Origin of the sequence: Alteromonas sp. BL110 (assembly GCF_003443615.1) — a bacterium.
Lineage (GTDB): Bacteria > Pseudomonadota > Gammaproteobacteria > Enterobacterales > Alteromonadaceae > Alteromonas.
The window spans coordinates 3,490,453-3,510,858 of the sequence record NZ_CP031967.1; the positions used below are offsets into that span (position 1 = coordinate 3,490,453).

Here is a 20,406-nt window from a genome sequence, read left to right on the forward strand (position 1 = left end):
CCAGAATTGAAACAGGTACTGCAACGCTTAAGTTTGGCTAATTTGAGTATGGCAGTCGGCAGAGCAGACCACTTTACCATTCAAAATCGTTACCATAAGCCGCAACAACGCAAAGGGTAAACTATGAGAAGAGCAGTTATCACCGGTCTTGGTATTGTATCAAGCATCGGCGTAAATAAAGAAGACGTACTTGCTTCACTTAAGGCAGGTAAGTCTGGAATTACATTTTCAGAACAGTTCGCCGAAATGGGCCTTCGCAGCCAAGTTTGGGGCGACATCGATATTGATTTAAAAGAGCACATCGACCGTAAAGCAATGCGTTTTATGGGCGATGCGGCAGGCTATGCATATGTGGCTATGCAACAAGCTATTGCAGACTCTGGTCTAGAAGAAAGCGACATTTCAAACGAGCGTACAGGTATTATCGCAGGCTCAGGTGGAGCGTCTTCTGAAAATCAAGTACTTTCTGCTGATATTCTTCGCGAAAAGGGCGTTAAACGTGTAGGCCCATACATGGTTCCTCGCTGTATGGCATCTACGGTATCAGCGTGCTTAGCCACACCGTTTAAAATTCGCGGCGTGAACTATTCAATTGCCTCTGCATGTGCAACCAGTGCCCACTGTATTGGTAATGCGCTAGAGCTTATTCAACTTGGTAAGCAAGATGTAGTATTCGCAGGTGGCGGTGAAGAGCTACATTGGTCATTATCAAGCCAGTTCGACGCTATGGGCGCACTAAGCTCTAAATATAACGATAATCCAGCTGTGGCATCACGCACTTATGACGCAGCACGCGACGGCTTTGTAAGTTCTGGCGGCGGTGGTATGGTTGTTGTTGAAGAACTTGAGCACGCACTAGCACGCGGCGCAAAAATCTACGGTGAAGTAGTAGGTTACGGTGCTACATCAGACGGTTTCGACATGGTTGCACCATCGGGTGAAGGCGCAATTCGCTGTATGAAAATGGCGATGCAAAATATCGATGCTCCAATCGATTACTTGAACACTCACGGCACGTCTACGCCTGTGGGGGATGTAAAAGAACTTGCGGCGATTCAAGAAGTGTTTGGTCAAGCGGGCGTGCCAATTAGTGCAACCAAGTCACTAACAGGTCACGCACTAGGTGCAGCGGGTGTAAACGAAGCTATCTATAGCTTGTTGATGATGGAAAATAACTTTATCGCGCCATCAATTAACATAGACACGCTGGACGATGCAGCACAAGGCTTAGATATTGTTACTGAAGCACGTGAAGCAACACTGAACACAGTGATGTCAAATAGCTTTGGCTTCGGCGGCACTAACGCAACGCTGGTTATGCAGCGTTACAACGGTTAAATAAAACCGCTTGAATTAGTAAACTTTTTAGCTTTATTTAAGAAGTTTCAAAAACAAAAAGGGCGTAAACCTGAACACCATGAGTGTTTGTGTTTACGCCCTTTTTTATTGCCGTTTTTCAATTAAACCTGCATTTCGATTACAATCACTTTAGCAACATTGTTGCTTAAGTGATCGTAATCGAGAGTTTTGTGCGTGAAGCAAACGTCCACACTCGTTATTGTGAAGAGTCAGCAATAAGCTTTTAGCTATCACGCCTCCGTAATGCACAATATCCTGTACATGTGCTCATTTGCGGTCTAGAATTGTCCTATATAATGTACAAGTGGGGTGAAAAATGCGAATCGTCTCTTTTACAGAAGCAAGAAATGGACTAAAAGCCGTTTTGGACAATGTAGTCAACGATGCAGATACAACAGTAATCACTCGTCGTGACTCAGAAGATGCTGTTGTAATGTCATTAGATTACTACAACAGCCTTATGGAAACCGTTCATCTACTTCGTTCTCCAGCTAACGCTGAACACTTAAATCGTTCGATTACACAGTTTAAAGCGGCAAAAACGGCACAGCGAGAACTTATTGATGAGTGACAAGTTGTTGTCATGGACTGATGAAGCTTGGAATAGCTACGTTTATTGGCAATCTCAAGACAAGAAAACCTTGAAACGTATCAATAAATTAATAACCGATGTTAAGCGCTCTCCGTTTGATGGGATTGGAAAGCCTGAACCTCTAAAAGAAAATCTTGCTGGTTTCTGGTCCCGTAGAATAGATGACACCAACCGTTTGGTATATGCCGTGGACGATACCGCAATTACGGTTATCTCGTGTCGTTACCATTACTAGCTGGTGTCTGCTAACAATCTAATAAAGTCGCTCGCGTTCGCGCTGAGCTACAAACATGGGGGATGTTTCACTTCGTTCCGATTATAGCCGCCATGTTTGTGCCGCCTATTAATGAGAGTAAAAATTAAAAATTGTTTTTATTGTTCTCGTCTATAGCTTTCTAAAATAAAGATTGCGCACACGACCGTTAGATATCCTGAAGCCATTCACCTCACCGTGACCATCGCGCTCAAATAGGATATCGCCAACTTGTGAGCTAAAAAAGTCATCTTTGACTGGCGCAATATAATGGTCGCTTAGGCGGTGATGAGAAATTTTCAGCTGTTTATTTTCTGGTGACAAGTGATAAGTGGAAGAAAGTTCAGGGCTGAAGTAACTGCCGGCGTATTGCGATAACCAGGTTTTGGTTATTTTGACTGGTGTATAGGCAACCGACACATACGTATCGACATTGTCTACCCGTACTGTCATTAAGTTTTTCCCGTCACTTTTAGTAAATTCAACATAAATCTCTCCCTCTACATTCAGCATTTTAAAGGTGTTTTCGCTGATAGGAGCGAGTTCGCTTACGTCATCTTTGCCTCTAGAATACATTAGCTTACCGTTTTTTAAATATATCTCTCGCGAGTACGTTTCTGGTTCATGCCAATAGTGGCCCACATAGGCATTGAGTGTCTCTTCATCTAACTCAATAGAATCAGATATTTGTTTAGGTGAGATTGACTCCAGAAATGCGTTAGCAATCGCGTTCTGAGGGGGAGGGTTGTCTTGCTTCAAAAGTCTGTCAGCAATTTGCATAGCCAATTCCCATGGCCTTGCATCTGCGCCATTATTCAATATTGCTATTGCTAAATTTTGTTTAGGGAAACGAGCCAAATACGAACGAAATCCTGCGTCTCCGCCGCTATGCTGAATATATTTGGTACCTTTGTAATGGCTAATAAATTGCCCATATGCGCCACCAAATGTTTCTCCGTTGTTTAAGGACGCAAGGGTATTCATCTGCTTGACGATAGCAGGGCTACCCACAGTTGGTTCGGAGAAATTAGCTGACCATTTCAGCAGATCTTCTGCGGTCGTAAACAAACTGGTTGCACCTACATTTGAATAGTTCAACACACTTTTTTTGTAACCATTGCCATTGCGCTCGTATGAGTAGGCCCTATTGCTAACGATCTTTTGATGGTCGTCATAGAACAAGCTGTTACTCATATTCAATGGCGTGAACAGCCTTTCCTGTGTGAATTGAGCAAAAGATTTACCGCTAACACGTGCAACAACCTCCGCTAATAGTGTGAACCCAGTATTTGAGTACAGGAACTCTTCCCCAGGTTCGAAGTTAAGCTCTTTTTGTCTCGCTACTATTTTGAGTACGTGTTCGGTAGTGATCACATCATCTAATCGCCAACCAGCCATACGCAATAAATTCCACTGATCTCGCATGCCGCTTGTATGTGATGCTAAGTGTCGTAAAGTTATGGTGTGACCAAAGTCTGGCACTTCTGGAATGTATTGTCGTATGTCATCATCGAAATTTAACTTACCTTCTTCTGCAAGTAGAAGAATGGCGAATACGGTAAATTGCTTGGATACAGAAGCAACGTGAAACATAGTTTCTGGCGTAACAGGTATATCGTATTCTAGGTTTGCACTACCATAACCTTTTGAAAATATAATCTCTCCATCCTGCAGGACTGCAACTGAGGCCCCTGGCTTATTAATATCATCGAATTGGGTAAATAGTCGGTCAAACTCGATAGTTTGTTGTGATGGGCTATTAAGAGGCTTTTCAGGTTTTGAAGATGGTTGGCAGGCGAATAAACCAATCAATAGTAGAAAACTAATGACTAGACGGGCTGCAAGCTTGGGCATTATAACGATTCCTTGTTATCACTAATTTTCAATTTTTCCGACGAAGAGCAAACATCAATACGCTGTAGAAAAACGCAAAAGCTATTCACAGGTAAAGGTTAGAGTAAAGTTGTTTTAATTTGTAGGCAAACATATTTTTTATTAACTACTTACTGACGAAAATGCTTTTGCACTTGTTCTTATCACTTTGACTCGGCTGCTATTTCCTATCATTTGCTAAATATACTAAGTTTATGACGAATTTATTTAGTATCGGTAGGCCTAAAAAGCAGTTTCCTTTTTTTTAGAGTTCGACTAGTTTAATACTTGAGCCTTATCTATTTGTTAGAACCTTCTTTCTTCGAAAAGACTTTAAATGGATTTTGTTCTTTTTTTAATTACAGCATTAGCACTAATAATTAGCCTTATAAGAGAAATTAGGAAACGAGGCAGCGACAGCATAGGCGTTGTCGTCTGGAAATATTTTAGTTATTACACAACGCTCTCGAACCTTCTTGTCCTAATTTGGTTCGCGGCTTTGACCTTTTGGCCTGAGCACTCACTTACTCAGTTTGCTAAAAATCCGAATGTAGCTACTGCAATTACTTTTTATATAGTTACAGTTGGAATTGCCAACTACCTTATCTATGGGTGGCTTAAACTCTCATTGTTTGAACGCATTTCAGATTTATTAGTTCATGCCGTTACACCCGTAATCACACTTTCCTACTGGTTTTTCTTTGTGGAAAAAACGCAGCTTCAATACTCTAATTTAGGCTATTGGCTCATTTTTCCGCTGACTTATGCGGCGTACACAATGTCTCATGGAAAATGGACAGAATTTTACCCTTACGAATTTACAAATGTTCAAGCGCTAGGCCTTAATAGAGTTTTATTAAATGGATTAATATTATCTATAAGCCTTCTCGTTGGCGGCGCTCTATTCATATTTTTAGGGAAAACGCTTGGCAAGTTCTAATAGTGCACTTGAGGCGCTTGTTCTGATCGTTGGGAAGCTAATACATGGGCTACATCATTTCGTTTCTAATTTTATCCCACGCGTTATCGACCATTTGTGTGGGGGAGAAGGTCTGCTGTTTGTCTGTAGTTGCCAGAAAAGACTATTCTTCGGCTGCGTGCATTTACCCGTCACTCAAGCTGCCTGTGATAATTTTGGCTTTTGTCTTCTCTAAATTAAAAAATGCTGATGTTTAACCAAGTCTGGTGTAATATTGCACCAGCTAATATTTATTGGAGTAAATGTCATGCCTCGTCAAAGTATCACTCTGACTGAAAAAAATGATGCGTGGCTCAAGAGTCATGTTGAAGATACGCGAGAATATGCAAACAAAAGTGAACTCGTGAATGATTTAATTCGCCGAGCCAGACGCGCTGAGGAAATAAATCAAAAGCTCGTCAGTGCAGAAAGAAGCGGATTCATTGAGCAATCACCTGAAGATATGCTGAAAGAATTCAAGGCTGAGTTAAAAAGATAAATGGAAAGCTACAAGTTATCGCTGAATGCAAAAGAGGATCTCAGGCGTATTTATACATATGGATTTGTAGAATTTGGCGAACTCCAAGCAGATAAGTATTTCGAAGGTTTTTTTCAGACATTTGAAAAAATTGCGAGTAATCCATCGGCATACCAATCAGTTGACCATATTCGACAGGGGTATAGACGCTGCGCTTATGGCTCAGACAGTATTTACTATCGATACAATGGTGTTGAAGTTGAGATAATGGCAATTCTGGGTGGGCAAGACGTCGTTAACTGGCTCTAAATCAAGCGAACAAACAAAACTCGGTGGCCGCTCCTTGTTTTAAGCGGACCATAAAGACGGAAACGAAGTTGCACCGCTCAACACAGTGTGTCACGTACAAATCCATATCTAGCTAAGTAAAACCGTAAGCTCACGTTGGTAGTAGCGGACATCTATTTTGTCATTACTAGGTTTTCAGAAAATAACTACAAGGCACTCAACAGTGGAGTTCTAGTATTACTTAAAGCTTTTCAGCTAACTTTTGAATTGCTTCAATAATAATTTCTGGCTGCCTTTTGTGAATAGAATGCTGACGTTTCCCTGAAAAAACAATTGTGCTATCGGTAGAGCGAGTGGCAATGTCTTCCTGCAAAGTCGCCCATACCAAATCTCTGGTTTTTGTCTTATCGATGTCAGAAGACGCTTTATTTCGAGCTACAACCACCAAAGGCAAATTGCCAAAGTTAGGCGTTAATTCATTTAATTCACTAAGGCTTCTTGGAAAGTATTCGGCTTCATCTAAGCTGGTATATTGATGCTTGGTTGTACTTTTTTTGGCTTTTTCTTCTGGATAAGTGTTGGAAAGATACAATCTGGGAATACCGACAGGGGCTGCCCACATTCCAAATTTAAAAAGGTATTTTTGAAGAGAATTCGTTTGAGGCATCTCATCTATCTGATCTTCATGGGCTGAGTCTACCAACACCAAAGCGGCTATATATTCGGGATAGGTGAGGGCATAGCGTTGCATGTTTACCCCGCCAAATGAATGGCCTACAAGGATAATTGGTCCGGTAATATCTTTTTTTTCTAGAACCGAGTGAAGTTCAGCGACAATGACTTTACTGTCTCTTTCGCGCGGGCTTTTTTCACTCCACCCAAGGCCAGCTCTATCATAGGTAATGACCCGAGAAAACTGTGAGACTTCATCTGCTACTTTATTCCAGACTGATGAGTCATCACCCATACCAGCATCAAAAATAACGGTAACTTTTCCTGTTCCAGAATCCTCGACATAAAGACTGTAGCCACCGACGTTTATCATTTCTCCACGCTTGTCAAAAGAGGTGGAGTCGGCATAGCTTGAATATGACTGATAAACAAAACCAACCAATAAAATCAAAACTATGCTGGCAGATAAAATTTTCAATGCGAACTGTCCTTTTCTTTGCGTTTCTACGATTTTAATAATACTCCACAAACTCTTGCGCGATACAGCTAATTCTTTCGGTCAAGTAAACTGGTAACGGCTAAACAAAGTATCTGGCTCGGGAATAGTGATTTTCCCATAATGCCGTTTCAGCAAACCTTCACTTTCAAGCTCACCTAAAAGCTGATTAACCGTTTGCCTACTGCTATTTATCATTTGCGCCAAAGACTCTTGCGAAAGCGTAAGTGTAATCGCGTTGTTTTTAGGTAAATGCTGACCATAGCTGGTGGTAAGCATCAATAGCCGTTTTACCAGCTGGTGTTTAAGGCTAAGCCCTGCGCTTGAGTCAATAAATTGAAATGCACTGCGCACTCGCGTGCATAAAAGCCGAGTAAAATGCGGATACAGCTCTGGATACTGTTCAAGTAATGCCTTGAACGCGTTTTTCTGAATAATAGCAACGGTGGAGTTCGTTTCACAGAAGTTGTCGTGGGTACGAGGGAGGTCGTCGAACATTGATATTTCACCAAACCAGGTGCCGGCCCCCAGCAACGCAAATAGCATTTCGCGGCCGTCTACTCCCACGGTCACAACTCTTAAGCGGCCTTCGCACACACCATAAAAACCTGCGCCGTCTTCACCTTTGGCATGCAATTGCTGTCCTGCTTTTAAATGCTTAAGGCGCATCTTTTCGAACATGGCTTCCTGTAAATAAGAAGGAATTGCGCTAAACCAAGTAGAGCCAGCCAGAACAGGTTTGAATTTTTCCATTTAACAAGTTTCTTACAATGTCGTATATCCGACAGTGTATAGCAATTACTGCGCGTAATGTAGGCGGTAAGAGAAAGTAATTGGAAGTTTCGTTGAAGCGCTTATGTTGTAGAGCCTTCAAAAGACGGCTGACAGATTTCGATGAAATTATTTTAGACATAACAAGAGTAAAGCTATGACAGATTCAGTAAAGTCGAAGGTAAGCAGTGAAGAATGGCAAACCCGTGTTGACCTTGCCGCGTGTTATCGTGCGGTTGCTATGTATGGGTGGGACGATCTTATTTTTACTCACATTTCCGCTCGTGTACCAGGGCCTGACCATCATTTTTTAATTAACCCTTACGGTTTAATGTTTGATGAGGTTACTGCATCCAGCCTAGTAAAAGTTGACCTTAACGGCAATAAAGTGATGGAAAGCGAGTACGACATTAACCCTGCGGGTTTTACTATTCACAGCGCTGTTCACGAAGCGCGTGATGATGCCAAATGCGTGTTGCATTTGCACACAGCAGAAGGCGTAGCGGTATCCATTTTAGAGGACGGCCTGCAGCCATACTCGCAGCAATCGCTGTTTCCGCTAGCGTCGCTTTCTTATCATGCCTATGAAGGGGTGGCGTTAAACCCAGACGAAAAAGCACGGCTGGTTCGCGACCTAGGCGATACCCAATTTATGATTTTGCGCAATCACGGGCTTTTAACCTGTGCAGACAATATTCCCGATGCCTTTTTGTTTATGTTTATCATGCAGCGCGCCTGTGAAATTCAGCTAAAAGCTCAGGCTACAGGGAAGCCGCTAATTCCAATTCACTCACAAATTTTAGAGGGTATTCGCGCTCAAGCCGAGCAAGTTACCAAGCAAGCGGGTGGGTCACTGGCGTGGCCGGGCATTAAACGTCGTGTTGAGCGTCGCTTCCCTGGATACGATAAGTAATGGTTTTAAGCAGGTGGTTTGTATTTCGGCCTTATTTTGAATATTGCAGCCAAACCTGTATTAAATGACGTAAATTAAAGCCAATTAAAAGCAAGTAAATTAAGGGGGCTAGGTTACTAAAAGCCTAACTTAAGGTACACTTAGCGCCATGAAAATACTTCTTGAAGATACCATCCCTTTTGGCACGGAATACCTTAACAGCGTAGGTCAAGTTGAAACCTATGCTTGGCAGTCTCTTGTGCCAGAGATGTTGTGCGATGTTGATATTCTTGCGCTGCGTTCTACCACTAAAGTTACCCCTGAACTGCTGAGCAACGCTACTATGCTTAAGTTTGTTACTACAGCAACGGCAGGGACCAATCATCTAGATAAAATACATTTAGACAAGGTCGGTATCGCACATAGTAGCGCAGCAGGATGTAATGCCGTTGCAGTTGCTGAGTATGTATTAAGTGTTTTATTACATGCACAAAAAGCGCAAAAGCTCGGCTTATACGATGCGACAGTCGGTATAGTAGGAGCGGGTAACGTGGGAAGCGCGCTATCACGTATTTTAACGGCAATTGATGTTAAACACTGCTTGTACGACCCACCGCTACAGCAAGCGTTAGCGCGAACTGGCGAGACGCTGCATAACGGGCAGTCATTTGTAGATTTAGCACAAATCGCAAAGTGCGACGTTATCTCCCTTCACGTGCCTTTTGTCAAAGACGGCGATTATCCAACTTACCAGATGATCGACAAACCTTTTCTTGAAGCATTAACACCTGACCAGCTGCTTATCAATGCATGCCGGGGCGAGGTTATAGATGAAGAGGCACTACTTAACCTGATTCAACAAGAACAGGCGCCAACGGTGGTGCTCGATGTGTTCGATAATGAACCTGCCATAAACACAGCACTATTTGACCACGTTTGGTTCGTTACGCCACATATTGCGGGTCATTCTGTAGAAGGCAAAGTGCGCGGTACGCAAATGATTTACGAGCAAATTTGTGAGGTAGTGGGTACAGCACCAGATAAAGAGCTCAGCGATTTTCTAGATAAGACCAGACCAATAAACGCTGAGTTGGCATCGCCAGAAGCATCTCGCCTATCGGTTGAAGATCTTATTGCAGTATTTCACAAGGTGTACGATGTCGCTATTGATGACGAAATAACGCGAAACGCTTTTTCATCAACGTCAAAAAATAACGAGAAAACGAATTCTGATGTCGCGAATACGTTTTCTGCATTGCGCAAGCAATACAGAGTACGTCGCGAGTGCAGCGCCTATGCGTTACAATTGCCAAAGAACACCAGCAAACAAATTCAAAACACTTTCACCAAACTAGGCTTTTCCGTTAGTCTGGTTTAGATATTTTTTTATTAGGAGCATAAAGCATTATGTCGCAAGCGTTTGACGTAGCGGTACTTGGTGCCACTGGTTTAGTGGGCCAAACCATGATTGAACTATTAGAAGAGCGAGATTTTCCGGTAAACCGTTTGTATCCGCTTGCCAGTAAACGTTCAGCTGGTAGTACTGTATCGTTTAAAGGCGAAGACATTGAAGTATTAGATGCTGACGACTTCGATTGGTCATTAGTACAATTAGGTTTTTTCTCAGCCGGTGGCAGCATTTCTGCAAAATTTGCTCCGCTAGCCGCAGAAGAAGGCTGTATTGTAATCGATAATACTTCAGAGTTTCGTTACGAGCCAGATATCCCTCTTGTAGTGCCAGAAGTTAACGCGCATGCATTGGCAGAGTTTCGCAATAGAAATATAATTGCGAACCCAAACTGCTCAACTATTCAAATGTTGGTAGCACTTCAACCAATCCAAGAAGCTGTTGGTATTGACCGTATTAACGTGTGTACCTACCAGTCAGTGTCTGGTGCGGGTAAAGAGGCCATGGAAGAGCTGGCTAAACAAACTGCGGGTTTGCTAAATGCTCGCGAAGTGAAGCCAGAGTCGTTCAGTCGACAAATTGCCTTTAACGTTATCCCTCAAATCGATGTTTTCCAAGATAACGACTACACCAAAGAAGAAATGAAAATGCTATGGGAAACCCAAAAAATCATGGGCGACCAAAGTATTTTGGTTAACGCTACAGCTGTGCGCGTGCCTGTATTTTATGGTCATGCGGAAGCAATTCACTTAGAAACACGCTCTCCCATAGATGCACAGCAGGTTAAAGAGCTTCTAGCTGATGCACCAGGTGTTACGGTTTACGACGGAAATGAGCAGTTCCCAACTCAGGTTAGTAGTGCTAGCGGTAACGACATTGTTCACGTGGGCAGAATTAGAAACGACATTACCCACCCGTGTGGCTTAAATTTGTGGGTTGTGTCTGACAACATCCGTAAAGGCGCAGCAACAAACAGCATTCAAATTGCTGAAACGCTAATTCGCGATTACCTGTAAATACTTCAGCAGAGGTTCTGCCTCTGATTAATCGGATAAGCACAGGAAAAGGTAAACATTTTTCTGTGCTTGCCGATACGCAAAATAAGCATAGGGTCTGATGCGAAGCAAAGACTGCGCCTGTTGTACTGTGAAAGAGATAGCGGGTGTAGCGAATTTGGTGCGCTCAATGGGATGGGAAGATAATTCTCAGGTCAATAAATAGGCGGCATTTAGCAAAACTTTAAGCATTAGACTAGACCAATACTACTGTCTAACTAGATCACCCTTAATAACTGGTTTATAGTTTGTAGAGTTAGGAATAGAACAACGTTAAAAACAATAGTCAGTCAGACACTTAGGCAAAGAGTAAGAACTCTAAAAAGCGCAAACAAATCTTACTGCCAGGGTCGTAGAGACTGTAAAACGCTAGCTTGACAATTAATAATTTCAAGGTGGCTTAAGAATAAAAATAAAAGCCAATATATTTTTCTGTAGTGATTGGCTGAAAAATCCGCCCACACAAACTGGGCGGTAAAGACGCTTGAGGGCATATAGGACTGCTATGAAATTGCATTTGACGGGCTTACTTTTACTCACACTATGTTTGTCTGGCCCTATAATCACTGTTGATGCACAAGAACGCGCTACCTTCTTAAAAGGTCCGAAAGACGCAACTGATCAATATTCGGGTCTAGAGTACGGACCTATCGACGCTAACGATACCCTGTGGCGTATCGCCGAGCGCTATCGCCAAAACAATAACCTGAGTGTTTATCAGGTTATGACTGCTATCTACGAACTCAACCCCAATGCATTTGAAAATGGTAATTTAAACTTACTAGTAGATGGCGCGGTTTTGAAGCTGCCTTCTGAGCGTTATATTGCCAGAATCGACAAACAAAAAGCACAAATGCGTGCTGAGCAGGATGATAGGGCGTTTGCTGAAACGCTTAACAAGCCTGGTAGCAGTGTTAGAAATATTAAGCCAGCATCGCCGTTGGTTAACCAACAAGATCTCACTCAAACGCAAACTGATATCGAGCAAAAGATCACCCGTTTAGATCAGGAACAAACCCGTCAGTTTGACGAACTGCGTATGCAGTTTGCCGCCTCACTCGAAAATGTTGAAGCGATCCTCAACGAAAACAGACGTTTGTACGAGCGTGTTGAGGCCGTTAATGGCGAACTAGAAACCTTGCGTAGCCAAGTGGAGGGAGACGTTAAGAGCCAGCTTGATATGCAAGTGGCGCTTCAGCAAGAATTGCTCGATATGATTAAAGCCGAGCAAGCGCAGCGCGAAGCAGAAAAACGGTCTTCGTTTTTGAGCGCACTTACTAGCCCGTTAAGCTTAATCATCGGTTCTGCAATTCTGTCGCTCTTGTTGGTTGGTGGCCTAATCATGTGGCTGCTTAGACGCAACAGTAAGCCTGAGGAAGCGCCTGCACCTGGACCTACTATTACCGCTGATAACGATGAAGTACCCGTGCCAGATGCTGACATTGATGACCTTTCAAGTGCACTAGCCCCTGATCTAGACGATAAAGCGGAGTTGTCAGACGACGACTTGTTCAATGATGACGACCTGCTCGATGACGTTCTGACTTCAGATTTAGAAGAAAGCCTCGATGATGAGTTAGAAACCTTCGCAGATCTTGAAGATGATATGTTAGTGCCAGACGATGGTGGAGACGATCTGTTCGAGGCTGGCGATGATGAGCTCGACCAGAGTGAGTTAGACAGCTTGTTTGATGATGATGACCTATCTGACAAGGTGTTAAATGACAAAGACGCAGATGACCTAGAAGGCTTTGACCTTTCAGCGGACGACGACATTTTTGATGAAGATGGCGCAGATGATAGTGAGTCAGAGGCAGCGGCTACTGAAGATACAGCATCAGTAGATGACGACGATTTTGATATTGATGACTTGCTTGATGATGTACAAAGTCAAGGTACCGAAGAATCTGAAAGTGACGAACTCAATGAGTCAGGCGATATAGATCCTGACGACATCCTTGCCGAGGTTAACGGAACAACCGATTCTGAAAACGTCGACGAAGACGATATAGATGCCTTACTTGCAAGCTCTGTTGATTCGCTGTCAGAGGCTGAAGACGAGGAAGAAAGTACTGCATCTTTGCCGAGTGTAGAAGATGAAGACGACAAGCCAGAGATAAGCATTGACGATTTGCTTGAAGAGCATGGTGTTGATGCAGGCCTTACCGATGAGCTAGACAGCAACGATGACCTTATCAACGAGGACATGCTGAGTAAGCTCGACGATGAAATAAATCAGCAAAACAACGAAATAGATAAAATCACCGACGACTTGCTTAACGAAATAGAGCAAATTGAAATGATGGGTGGTTTAGGCGAAGAAGATGACGAAGACGATATTGAAGATGAGATAACTACATCGGCACCGTCACCTCAGTCAATCCAAAGCCTTGATGCTATTACTGATGATTTAGATGAAATAGTCACGGACGAGATAGAAACGGATGCTGATTTCAGTGACCCTTTATCTGACGACCTTATTGCGGAACTTCAGGCAGAAGATGAACTTGCGCAAGAGCCTTCAGCGGATCAAATGCCTTCAGCGGATCAAATGCCCCCAGCGGATCATACGCCTGAAGGGGATTTTGAAGATCCATTTACTGACGAGTTGCTCGCTGAGCTTGAAGCCGAGCTGGAAGGTGAACCAGAAGTTAGCCCTGACGCCAATCCAGACGCGGCCGATGAAGATTCCGACCTAGCTGTTTCTGAAAGAGAAGAAAGCGTAGAAGACTTTAGCGATCCTCTCACTGATGAGCTTCTCGCTGAACTAGAAGCTGAGGAATCTAAAAGTAACGAAGACGTAGAACAGCTAACAGACGAACTACTTTCTGAACTTGAATCTGAAATAGAGTCTGAAAATGACATAGACACAGAGTTTGACCCTGATGATGAGGCCGCGTCGGAATCTGAAGAAGCTGAGCATGGGCTAGAAGGGCAACCAGAGTTGGGCGCCGAAGTTGAGCCCGAACAAGATGCCAGTACAGAGGTAGAACTAGAGTCAGAACCTGAGCTAGAAGCAGAGCTTGAATCTCAGCCAGAACCCGAAGCAGAACTAGACTTTGATACTGAATCAGAAGACGGCGAGTTAGCACCAGAAGACAAGGTTGAGGCGGAAGCTGAAGCTGTTACCGAGCTTGAAGATAACGTAGAGCCACAGCCAGAACTAGAGCCAGAAGCGCTACCAGAGTTGGGCGCTGAAGTAGAGCCTGAACAAAGCACTAGTACAGAGCCAGAGCTAGAGTCTCAGCCAGAATCTGAAGCAGAACTAGAGTTTGCTACTGAATCAGAAGAAAGCGAATTAGCACCTGAAGATGAGGTAGAACTTAAAGAAGACGCAGAGTTAGAGCTAGAAGATAATGCAGAACCAGAACCAGAACCAGAACCAGAACCAGAACCAGAACCAGAACCAGAACCAGAGCTAGAAGGGCAGCCAGAGTTTGGCACTGAAGTAGAACCTGAACAAGATGCCAGTACAGAGGTAGAACTAGAGTCAGAATCAGAACCAGAGCTAGAAGGGCAGCCAGAGTTTGGCACTGAAGTAGAACCTCAACAAGAAGCCAGTACAGAGGTAGAACTAGAGTCAGAGTCAGAACCTGAATTAGAAGCGGAGCTAAAGTCTCAGCCTGAGCCTGAAGCAGAGTTGGAATTCGAGGAAGAAGCAGAAGCTGAGATAGAGCCGGAATCTGAACTCGAAAGTGCTAATGAGAGCGGCGAAGGCAATACGGAAAATGATTCAGACGATCCGTTAGACGACGCCATAGAAGCGTTTGAAAAGCAAATGATGGACGACATTCCTTCTTTCGGCGACATGGAAGAGCCTTCAGCAGAAGAAAAGCCTTCCGCTAACGAAGAGTCATCGGCGTCGCAAGAGCTTTCACCGGATGATCTTGCCGAAGAGGAAACAGAATCACCGGTAGAAAAAGACATTGATGGTTACGACGACAGTCTATTAGATGAAGCATTCGATGAAATAGACAGCTTTGAACTTGAACAAGAAGTCGACGGCATTGATGAAAGTGATCAGCAGCTCGAAGACTTTGGTAGCGCTGAAAAAGTGGGCTCAGACGAAGAGCCAGTCCCAAACGAGATTGACTCGGAAGACAGTAAAGAAAAAGAATTCAACGAACTTGATGACGTGCCTGGTCTTGACGACTGGTTGTCAGGTTCTGACGAAGACGATGCTGTTGACGACAACGAGATACTTGATGACTTAGACAGTGCTGAGTTTGATGAACTTCTTCAGAGCCTTGAGTCAGATGATGCCGCAGATGCAAGCGACATCGAAAGTGAAGATATACAAGAGTCTGTTGCCGAAAATGATGAAGATACGTTCGAACTTGAGCAGGAAGCTGATGACGAAGCTGCGTTTGAGTTGGAAAAGAATGTCGATGACAACCTTGAGCCAACTGAAAACGATGATACTGTCGAGCTAGATGAAAACGACGAAACTTTTGAGTTAGAAGATAGCGGTGACCAAGAATCAGCGCAGGAGGAACACGAAGAAGAGACATTCGCTCTTGAAGACGAAGACTCTGAACTAGCGTTAGACGACCTCGACATTCCAGATGATGTGGACTTAGATATCGCCACGCCTACGGAGATAGAAGAGGAGCAGCAGGGGGTAGAACAAGCTGAGCCAGAAAAGGAACAAGAGGAAGAGCTGAAGCTTGATAACCCTGACTTAGACTTGGCTGCTTTACTAAGCGATGTCGACGCGGAAAGTGAACCTCAAACGCCATCCGAAGATTTTCTTGATGTAGAAGCGCTGATGGATGATGGCGACGATACCGACGCACTTGACCCAGATAGCCAAGCGTTAGACCTCGATGTGAGTTTATCTGACTTTACTGGCGTTTCTGACGAAGACACGGTAATTGATATAGATAAAGATGCAGGGCAAAACGCCAATTTAGATTTGGCTCGTGCATACATTGAAATGGAAGATGCGGATGCTGCAAAAGAGTTGCTTGAAGAAGTCATGAAAGAAGGCAGCGAAGAACAGAAACAGGAAGCGGCTTCAATTCTACAAAAAATAACCTAATTCACTTGTAGGAGTAGGCTTAAACCTGCATTGATTGTCGTATTGAGCGGCCTGTATATTGAAAAGATATACAGGCCGCTTTTGATTTCATCAACTTGCATTTATTTGCCATGCAGTAGCTGGGCTTTGATTATAAGCAGCATTGCATGTTGCAAGCGAGATGACTACACTTAGCGCCTTTTAAGAAACGGGGTAAAATTGATATGGGGCGAATTGCCTTAGGGATTGAATACGACGGTGCTGCAGTTTACGGTTGGCAACGCCAGCGCGAAGTACCGAGTGTTCAAGAGCATCTTGAAAAGGCACTATCGACAGTAGCCAACCAACCTATTGAAGTGCAATGCGCTGGACGCACTGACGCAGGTGTGCACGCGACTGGGCAAGTGGTTCACTTCAATTGCGATGCTCCTCGTTCAGAGCGCGCATGGACGCTTGGGGTTAACGCTAACCTTCCCAACTCTGTTGCTGTTACTTGGGCGAAAAACGTAAGTGATGATTTTCATGCTCGTTTTTCTGCTACCCACCGCCGCTATCGCTACGTCATCCATAATGCAAAAATGCGCCCGGCAATTTTGAACTCGGGCGTTACCCACATTCACCGTGAATTAGACGAGAAGAAAATGCACCTTGCCGCCCAAGCGCTATTGGGTGAACAGGACTTTACGTCGTTTCGTGCAGCGTTGTGCCAAAGTAAAACCCCGTTTCGCAATGTGACCGATGTAAGTGTGTATCGCCAAGGTCGCTATGTGATTATTGATATCCGTGCCAATGCTTTCCTACATCACATGGTTCGCAATATCACTGGTGCGCTCGTTGAAATTGGGGCTGGGGATCAAGATGTGAATTGGATTGCTCACTTATTAAGTCTAAAAGATAGAAGTAAATCGGCAGCCACAGCGAAGCCAAATGGTTTGTATCTGGTAGATGTAACTTACCCTGAAGAGCATTACTTACCTAAACCGCCGTTAGGGCCGCTTTTTCTTCCAGAAGTATAAGCTTTTCTCCACGCACCCAAAATACCTCACGCCTTAGTTAGCTGCTATTTCATCAGCGGTTAACTTAGGTAAAATCTGGTGGCCCCCCCCTTAAACCACTGCTTACCAACTTCTAAGACCAGTTTTGTTTTTTCCATTTCGTTGTATTGTGGTCTAATAGCGCGCTATATTAGGTAGCTGTTCTATTGTGTTACGTATTTTTTCTTTGTAATACAGTATGAAACTTAAAAATTTAATGCGTTGTTGACCACAAGTATGAATGAACGTTAATCGTTATGGTCGGCAAACAAAAACAAAGGATTCAATTTCCATGAGCTGGATTCAAAAAATTCTTCCTCGCACGCAAACTTCACACAAAGGTAATGTGCCAGAAGGTATCTGGACAAAGTGTGGTTCATGCCAAGCAGTGCTGTATAAGAGCGAACTGGAAAAACTTCAGGAAGTTTGCCCTAAGTGCGACCACCACATGCGTATTACGGCACGCCGACGCATTGATGCTTTCCTAGACGATGGCGATCGCGTTGAGTTAGGTGCAGAGCACGAGCCTCAAGACGTACTCAAGTTTAAAGATTCTAAACGTTACAAAGACCGTATTGTCGCTGCGCAAAAGTCGACTAACGAAAAAGATGCGCTAGTGGTAATGCAGGGCAAGCTAAAAGGTATGCCGGTAGTGGTTGCGTGTTTTGAGTTTGCGTTTATGGGCGGCTCAATGGCGTCAGTAGTAGGTGCACGTTTTGTTGCCGCTGTTAATGCATGTTTAGAAAATGATATGCCGCTTATTTGCTTCAGTGCAAGTGGTGGCGCGCGTATGCAAGAAGCACTGATGTCGCTAATGCAAATGGCTAAAACATCTGCAGCCCTTGCCAAAATGAGCAAAAAAGGCCTGCCTTATATTAGTGTACTTACAGACCCTACAATGGGTGGTGTATCTGCAAGTTTGGCAATGCTTGGTGACGTTAACGTAGCCGAGCCAAAAGCGCTTATCGGCTTCGCGGGTCCTCGCGTAATCGAGCAAACAGTAAGAGAAAAACTGCCGGAAGGTTTCCAACGCAGTGAGTTCCTTGTTGAGAAAGGTGCAATTGATATGATTGTTGACCGCAGAGATATGCGTGATAGATTACACAGCCTGTTGGTTAAGTTGCATTACAAGAATTAGTGAATAACGAAAATAATTTTAAACCTGGCTCAGCGCCAAATACAGAAGGCGCCCCTGCGCCTTCAGCTTCGCAAAAAAGCCTGAGCCAGTGGTTATCCTACCTAGAATCTATTCATCCTAGTGCCATCGATATGGGGCTAGACAGAGTGAAAGCGGTGGCTAACGCCATGGCATTATCCCTCAGCCAGTCGGTGGTTATTACCGTTGCAGGCACAAATGGTAAAGGCACAACGTGTCGTTTGCTTGAACAAGCCATGCTATCGCAAGGCAAAAGTGTTGCGGTATACAGCTCGCCTCATTTAACCGACTACCGAGAACGGGTGCGTTACAATGGCGAACTACCGCCTGCCAAAGAATTTGTCGATGCTTTTGAGTTTGTTGAACGTGCACGAAAGGACACTGCCGGCGACCCTATTACCCTAACTTATTTTGAATTTGGTACCCTCGCTGCAATGAAAATGATGCAGTCATGGGCGGTCGATGTAGTTATTCTTGAAGTGGGACTGGGCGGGCGTCTAGACGCTACAAATATTATCGACCCTAATCTTGCTGTTATTACGACTATCGATCTTGACCATCAAGATTGGCTTGGTAATACGCGCGAAAAAATTGCTCGCGAAAAAGCAGGAATTATGCGTAAAAATGGCAGTGCAGTAGTGGGTGAACTGTTCCCGCCATCGTCGCTATACGATGTAGCTAACGAGTTACAGGCAAACGTGCGTTGGGCTACGCAAGACTTCGTAACAGTAGTGGCAAGTGATTACAGCGAGTGGAGCTGGCAAGGAAAGGGTAACAGCTTCGCGTCGCTACCTTATCCTAAAATCCCTCTACAAAATGCAAGCACAGCATTAGCTGCGTTGGAGCTGCTTAACTTACTGCCCGAAGAGCATGTAATTAGAGATATTATCGAAAACACTACTATGCCGGGTCGCCAACAAATAATTAGTGAATCGCCTCTTGTCGTCGTAGATGTCGCCCATAACCCCCAAGCGACCACGGCCATGCAAGAGTGGCTTAACCGTTACGATGTTAGCCAAATGCGTATAGTTGTGGGTATGCTTAAAGATAAATCAATTGCTGAAACCTTGGCGCCACTTTCGGGTCTTAACGCCAAGTGGTACTTAGCTTCAACAAGTGGGCCGCGAGGCTGCAGTGCAGAAGTACTTGAAAATGCACTTGTTAATGCTGGCACAACCATAGAGAATATAGACACGTTTCAAGACGTGACCTCAGCATATCAACGTGCGCTTGCAGATTATCAAACTGGTGAACTTATTCTCGTTTTTGGTTCTTTTGTTACCGTTGCAGACGTGCTTGCTGAGCAAAACTAACACGCGCATTGTAAGTAAAACCGTGTATTCAAGCAGGAGAGCACAGTGACATCGGCATTAAAGAATAGACTGGTGGGGACAATTATTGTTGTCGCCCTAGCGGTTATCTTTTTACCAGACTTTCTTGATGGCAAAAAGCAAACGAACAGAGAGCCATTTGTCTCTGTTCCTGCAAATCCGCCTAAAAAGCCCATCGTAGAGCCTGAATCTTTTCCATCAGAGCGGGTAGCGAAAGCAGCGGTTCCAGCTGTCGAAATTGAAGATGAAACAGCGTTAGATGAAGAGTTGGTTGCTTCAAGTGCTGATGACAGCCCAAACACTGACGAAGCTACCGTCACTAGAGCGCCAGCCCCAAAAGCCTTTGTTGAAAAGGACAAGCTAGCGAGCCAAACAGTTGTTGATACGAAAAGCGCCACTGCCGATGACGACGCAGGCTGGGTAATCCAGCTAGGCAGCTTTCGTCATGAAAAAAACGTAAAGGCATTGTTGGCAAAGCTAGAAAAGGCAGGGTATCGCGCGTTCAGTCGTAAAATTCAGACCAGCTCTGGTCCGCTCAATAAAGTTTTTGTAGGCCCTGATTTAGACAAAAAGAAATTAGAATCGGCACTACCCCATTTAAAAGAGCTCACGAAACTTAAAGGTAAGGTCACCACGTTCAAAGTCGAGTAGGACGTATTCTTTCTATATTGAACAACGCTTACTGAAAACGGGAGTGTCAGGGTTTGCATTACAGACTAGTAATATTTCTATCTTCTGTTAGAATGCGCGCCATCTCGCCAAAGGCTCGTT

Annotated in this window: 17 protein-coding genes; 14 read left to right on the forward strand and 3 right to left on the reverse strand. The window is 44.1% G+C overall.

Going from position 1 to position 20,406, the window contains the following annotated elements; genetic code table 11:
• Positions 1-123: 123 nt before the first annotated feature.
• The 3 genes from fabB (at position 124) to D1814_RS15085 (ending at position 2,186) form a co-directional block, all read left to right on the forward strand.
• The gene (gene fabB, locus D1814_RS15075) at positions 124-1,338 is read left to right on the forward strand and encodes a beta-ketoacyl-ACP synthase I (protein WP_118493712.1); all 1,215 of its coding nucleotides are present in this window, start codon (positions 124-126) and stop codon (positions 1,336-1,338) included.
• A 337-nt stretch (positions 1,339-1,675) separates the two neighbouring features.
• Positions 1,676-1,930, forward strand: coding sequence for a type II toxin-antitoxin system Phd/YefM family antitoxin (locus D1814_RS15080; RefSeq protein WP_118493715.1), 255 nt, complete (start codon positions 1,676-1,678; stop codon positions 1,928-1,930).
• On the forward strand, positions 1,923-2,186 hold the full coding sequence (locus tag D1814_RS15085; RefSeq protein WP_118493718.1) for a Txe/YoeB family addiction module toxin: 264 nt from the start codon (positions 1,923-1,925) through the stop codon (positions 2,184-2,186). Before D1814_RS15080 ends, D1814_RS15085 begins: the two co-directional genes overlap by 8 nt.
• A gap of 150 nt (positions 2,187-2,336) precedes the next feature.
• Here D1814_RS15085 and D1814_RS15090 read toward each other — a convergent pair whose 3' ends face one another.
• Positions 2,337-4,058, reverse strand: coding sequence for a serine hydrolase domain-containing protein (locus tag D1814_RS15090; protein WP_118493721.1), 1,722 nt, complete (start codon positions 4,056-4,058; stop codon positions 2,337-2,339).
• Positions 4,059-4,413: 355 nt separating this feature from the next.
• Here D1814_RS15090 and D1814_RS15095 point away from each other — a divergent pair, with 355 nt between their 5' ends.
• The 3 genes from D1814_RS15095 (at position 4,414) to D1814_RS15105 (ending at position 5,821) form a co-directional block, all read left to right on the forward strand.
• On the forward strand, positions 4,414-5,016 hold the full coding sequence (locus D1814_RS15095; protein WP_118493724.1) for a Pr6Pr family membrane protein: 603 nt from the start codon (positions 4,414-4,416) through the stop codon (positions 5,014-5,016).
• Between the two features lie 286 nt (positions 5,017-5,302).
• A complete protein-coding gene (locus D1814_RS15100) occupies positions 5,303-5,533 on the forward strand; it encodes a ribbon-helix-helix domain-containing protein (RefSeq protein WP_118493727.1) in 231 nt (76 codons plus the stop codon).
• A complete protein-coding gene (locus D1814_RS15105; RefSeq protein ID WP_118493730.1) occupies positions 5,534-5,821 on the forward strand; it encodes a type II toxin-antitoxin system RelE/ParE family toxin in 288 nt (95 codons plus the stop codon). It begins immediately after the preceding gene.
• A gap of 220 nt (positions 5,822-6,041) precedes the next feature.
• On the opposite strand, the gene D1814_RS15110 is transcribed toward D1814_RS15105, so the two are convergent.
• Positions 6,042-6,950 carry an alpha/beta fold hydrolase gene (locus D1814_RS15110; protein WP_147402515.1) on the reverse strand — a complete coding sequence of 303 codons (909 nt, stop codon included), beginning with the start codon at positions 6,948-6,950 and terminating at the stop codon, positions 6,042-6,044.
• Positions 6,951-7,031: 81 nt separating this feature from the next.
• On the reverse strand, positions 7,032-7,721 hold the full coding sequence (locus tag D1814_RS15115; RefSeq protein WP_118493736.1) for a Crp/Fnr family transcriptional regulator: 690 nt from the start codon (positions 7,719-7,721) through the stop codon (positions 7,032-7,034).
• A gap of 175 nt (positions 7,722-7,896) precedes the next feature.
• Here D1814_RS15115 and D1814_RS15120 point away from each other — a divergent pair, with 175 nt between their 5' ends.
• The 8 genes from D1814_RS15120 (at position 7,897) to D1814_RS15155 (ending at position 20,286) form a co-directional block, all read left to right on the forward strand.
• On the forward strand, positions 7,897-8,652 hold the full coding sequence (locus D1814_RS15120; protein WP_118493739.1) for a class II aldolase/adducin family protein: 756 nt from the start codon (positions 7,897-7,899) through the stop codon (positions 8,650-8,652).
• Positions 8,653-8,800: 148 nt separating this feature from the next.
• A complete protein-coding gene (locus D1814_RS15125) occupies positions 8,801-10,009 on the forward strand; it encodes a 4-phosphoerythronate dehydrogenase (RefSeq protein ID WP_118493742.1) in 1,209 nt (402 codons plus the stop codon).
• Between the two features lie 29 nt (positions 10,010-10,038).
• Positions 10,039-11,055, forward strand: a complete 1,017-nt coding sequence (locus tag D1814_RS15130; RefSeq protein ID WP_118493745.1) for an aspartate-semialdehyde dehydrogenase — start codon at positions 10,039-10,041, stop codon at positions 11,053-11,055.
• Positions 11,056-11,599: 544 nt separating this feature from the next.
• Complete coding sequence (locus D1814_RS15135; RefSeq protein WP_118493748.1) at positions 11,600-16,135, forward strand: FimV/HubP family polar landmark protein; 4,536 nt, start codon at positions 11,600-11,602, stop codon at positions 16,133-16,135.
• Between the two features lie 203 nt (positions 16,136-16,338).
• Positions 16,339-17,130 (forward strand): tRNA pseudouridine(38-40) synthase TruA, encoded by a 792-nt coding sequence (gene truA / locus D1814_RS15140; RefSeq protein WP_118493753.1) that lies wholly within the window; start codon positions 16,339-16,341, stop codon positions 17,128-17,130.
• 310 nt (positions 17,131-17,440) lie between these two features.
• Positions 17,441-18,286 (forward strand): acetyl-CoA carboxylase, carboxyltransferase subunit beta, encoded by an 846-nt coding sequence (accD, locus tag D1814_RS15145; protein WP_118493756.1) that lies wholly within the window; start codon positions 17,441-17,443, stop codon positions 18,284-18,286.
• The gene (gene folC / locus D1814_RS15150; RefSeq protein ID WP_118493759.1) at positions 18,286-19,617 is read left to right on the forward strand and encodes a bifunctional tetrahydrofolate synthase/dihydrofolate synthase; all 1,332 of its coding nucleotides are present in this window, start codon (positions 18,286-18,288) and stop codon (positions 19,615-19,617) included. Before accD ends, folC begins: the two co-directional genes overlap by 1 nt.
• A gap of 45 nt (positions 19,618-19,662) precedes the next feature.
• Positions 19,663-20,286 carry an SPOR domain-containing protein gene (locus D1814_RS15155; RefSeq protein WP_118493763.1) on the forward strand — a complete coding sequence of 208 codons (624 nt, stop codon included), beginning with the start codon at positions 19,663-19,665 and terminating at the stop codon, positions 20,284-20,286.
• The last annotated feature ends 120 nt before the right edge of the window (positions 20,287-20,406 follow it).

What these genes read in the sequence shown, in the direction of transcription:
- fabB (WP_118493712.1), top strand. Translation starts at nt 124, where the DNA reads ATGAGAAGAGCAGTTATCACCGGTCTTGGTATTGTATCAAGCATCGGC.
- D1814_RS15080 (WP_118493715.1), top strand. Translation starts at nt 1,676, where the DNA reads ATGCGAATCGTCTCTTTTACAGAAGCAAGAAATGGACTAAAAGCCGTT.
- D1814_RS15085 (WP_118493718.1), top strand. Translation starts at nt 1,923, where the DNA reads ATGAGTGACAAGTTGTTGTCATGGACTGATGAAGCTTGGAATAGCTAC.
- D1814_RS15090 (WP_118493721.1), bottom strand. Translation starts at nt 4,058, where the DNA reads ATGCCCAAGCTTGCAGCCCGTCTAGTCATTAGTTTTCTACTATTGATT.
- D1814_RS15095 (WP_118493724.1), top strand. Translation starts at nt 4,414, where the DNA reads ATGGATTTTGTTCTTTTTTTAATTACAGCATTAGCACTAATAATTAGC.
- D1814_RS15100 (WP_118493727.1), top strand. Translation starts at nt 5,303, where the DNA reads ATGCCTCGTCAAAGTATCACTCTGACTGAAAAAAATGATGCGTGGCTC.
- D1814_RS15105 (WP_118493730.1), top strand. Translation starts at nt 5,534, where the DNA reads ATGGAAAGCTACAAGTTATCGCTGAATGCAAAAGAGGATCTCAGGCGT.
- D1814_RS15115 (WP_118493736.1), bottom strand. Translation starts at nt 7,721, where the DNA reads ATGGAAAAATTCAAACCTGTTCTGGCTGGCTCTACTTGGTTTAGCGCA.
- D1814_RS15120 (WP_118493739.1), top strand. Translation starts at nt 7,897, where the DNA reads ATGACAGATTCAGTAAAGTCGAAGGTAAGCAGTGAAGAATGGCAAACC.
- D1814_RS15125 (WP_118493742.1), top strand. Translation starts at nt 8,801, where the DNA reads ATGAAAATACTTCTTGAAGATACCATCCCTTTTGGCACGGAATACCTT.
- D1814_RS15130 (WP_118493745.1), top strand. Translation starts at nt 10,039, where the DNA reads ATGTCGCAAGCGTTTGACGTAGCGGTACTTGGTGCCACTGGTTTAGTG.
- D1814_RS15135 (WP_118493748.1), top strand. Translation starts at nt 11,600, where the DNA reads ATGAAATTGCATTTGACGGGCTTACTTTTACTCACACTATGTTTGTCT.
- truA (WP_118493753.1), top strand. Translation starts at nt 16,339, where the DNA reads ATGGGGCGAATTGCCTTAGGGATTGAATACGACGGTGCTGCAGTTTAC.
- accD (WP_118493756.1), top strand. Translation starts at nt 17,441, where the DNA reads ATGAGCTGGATTCAAAAAATTCTTCCTCGCACGCAAACTTCACACAAA.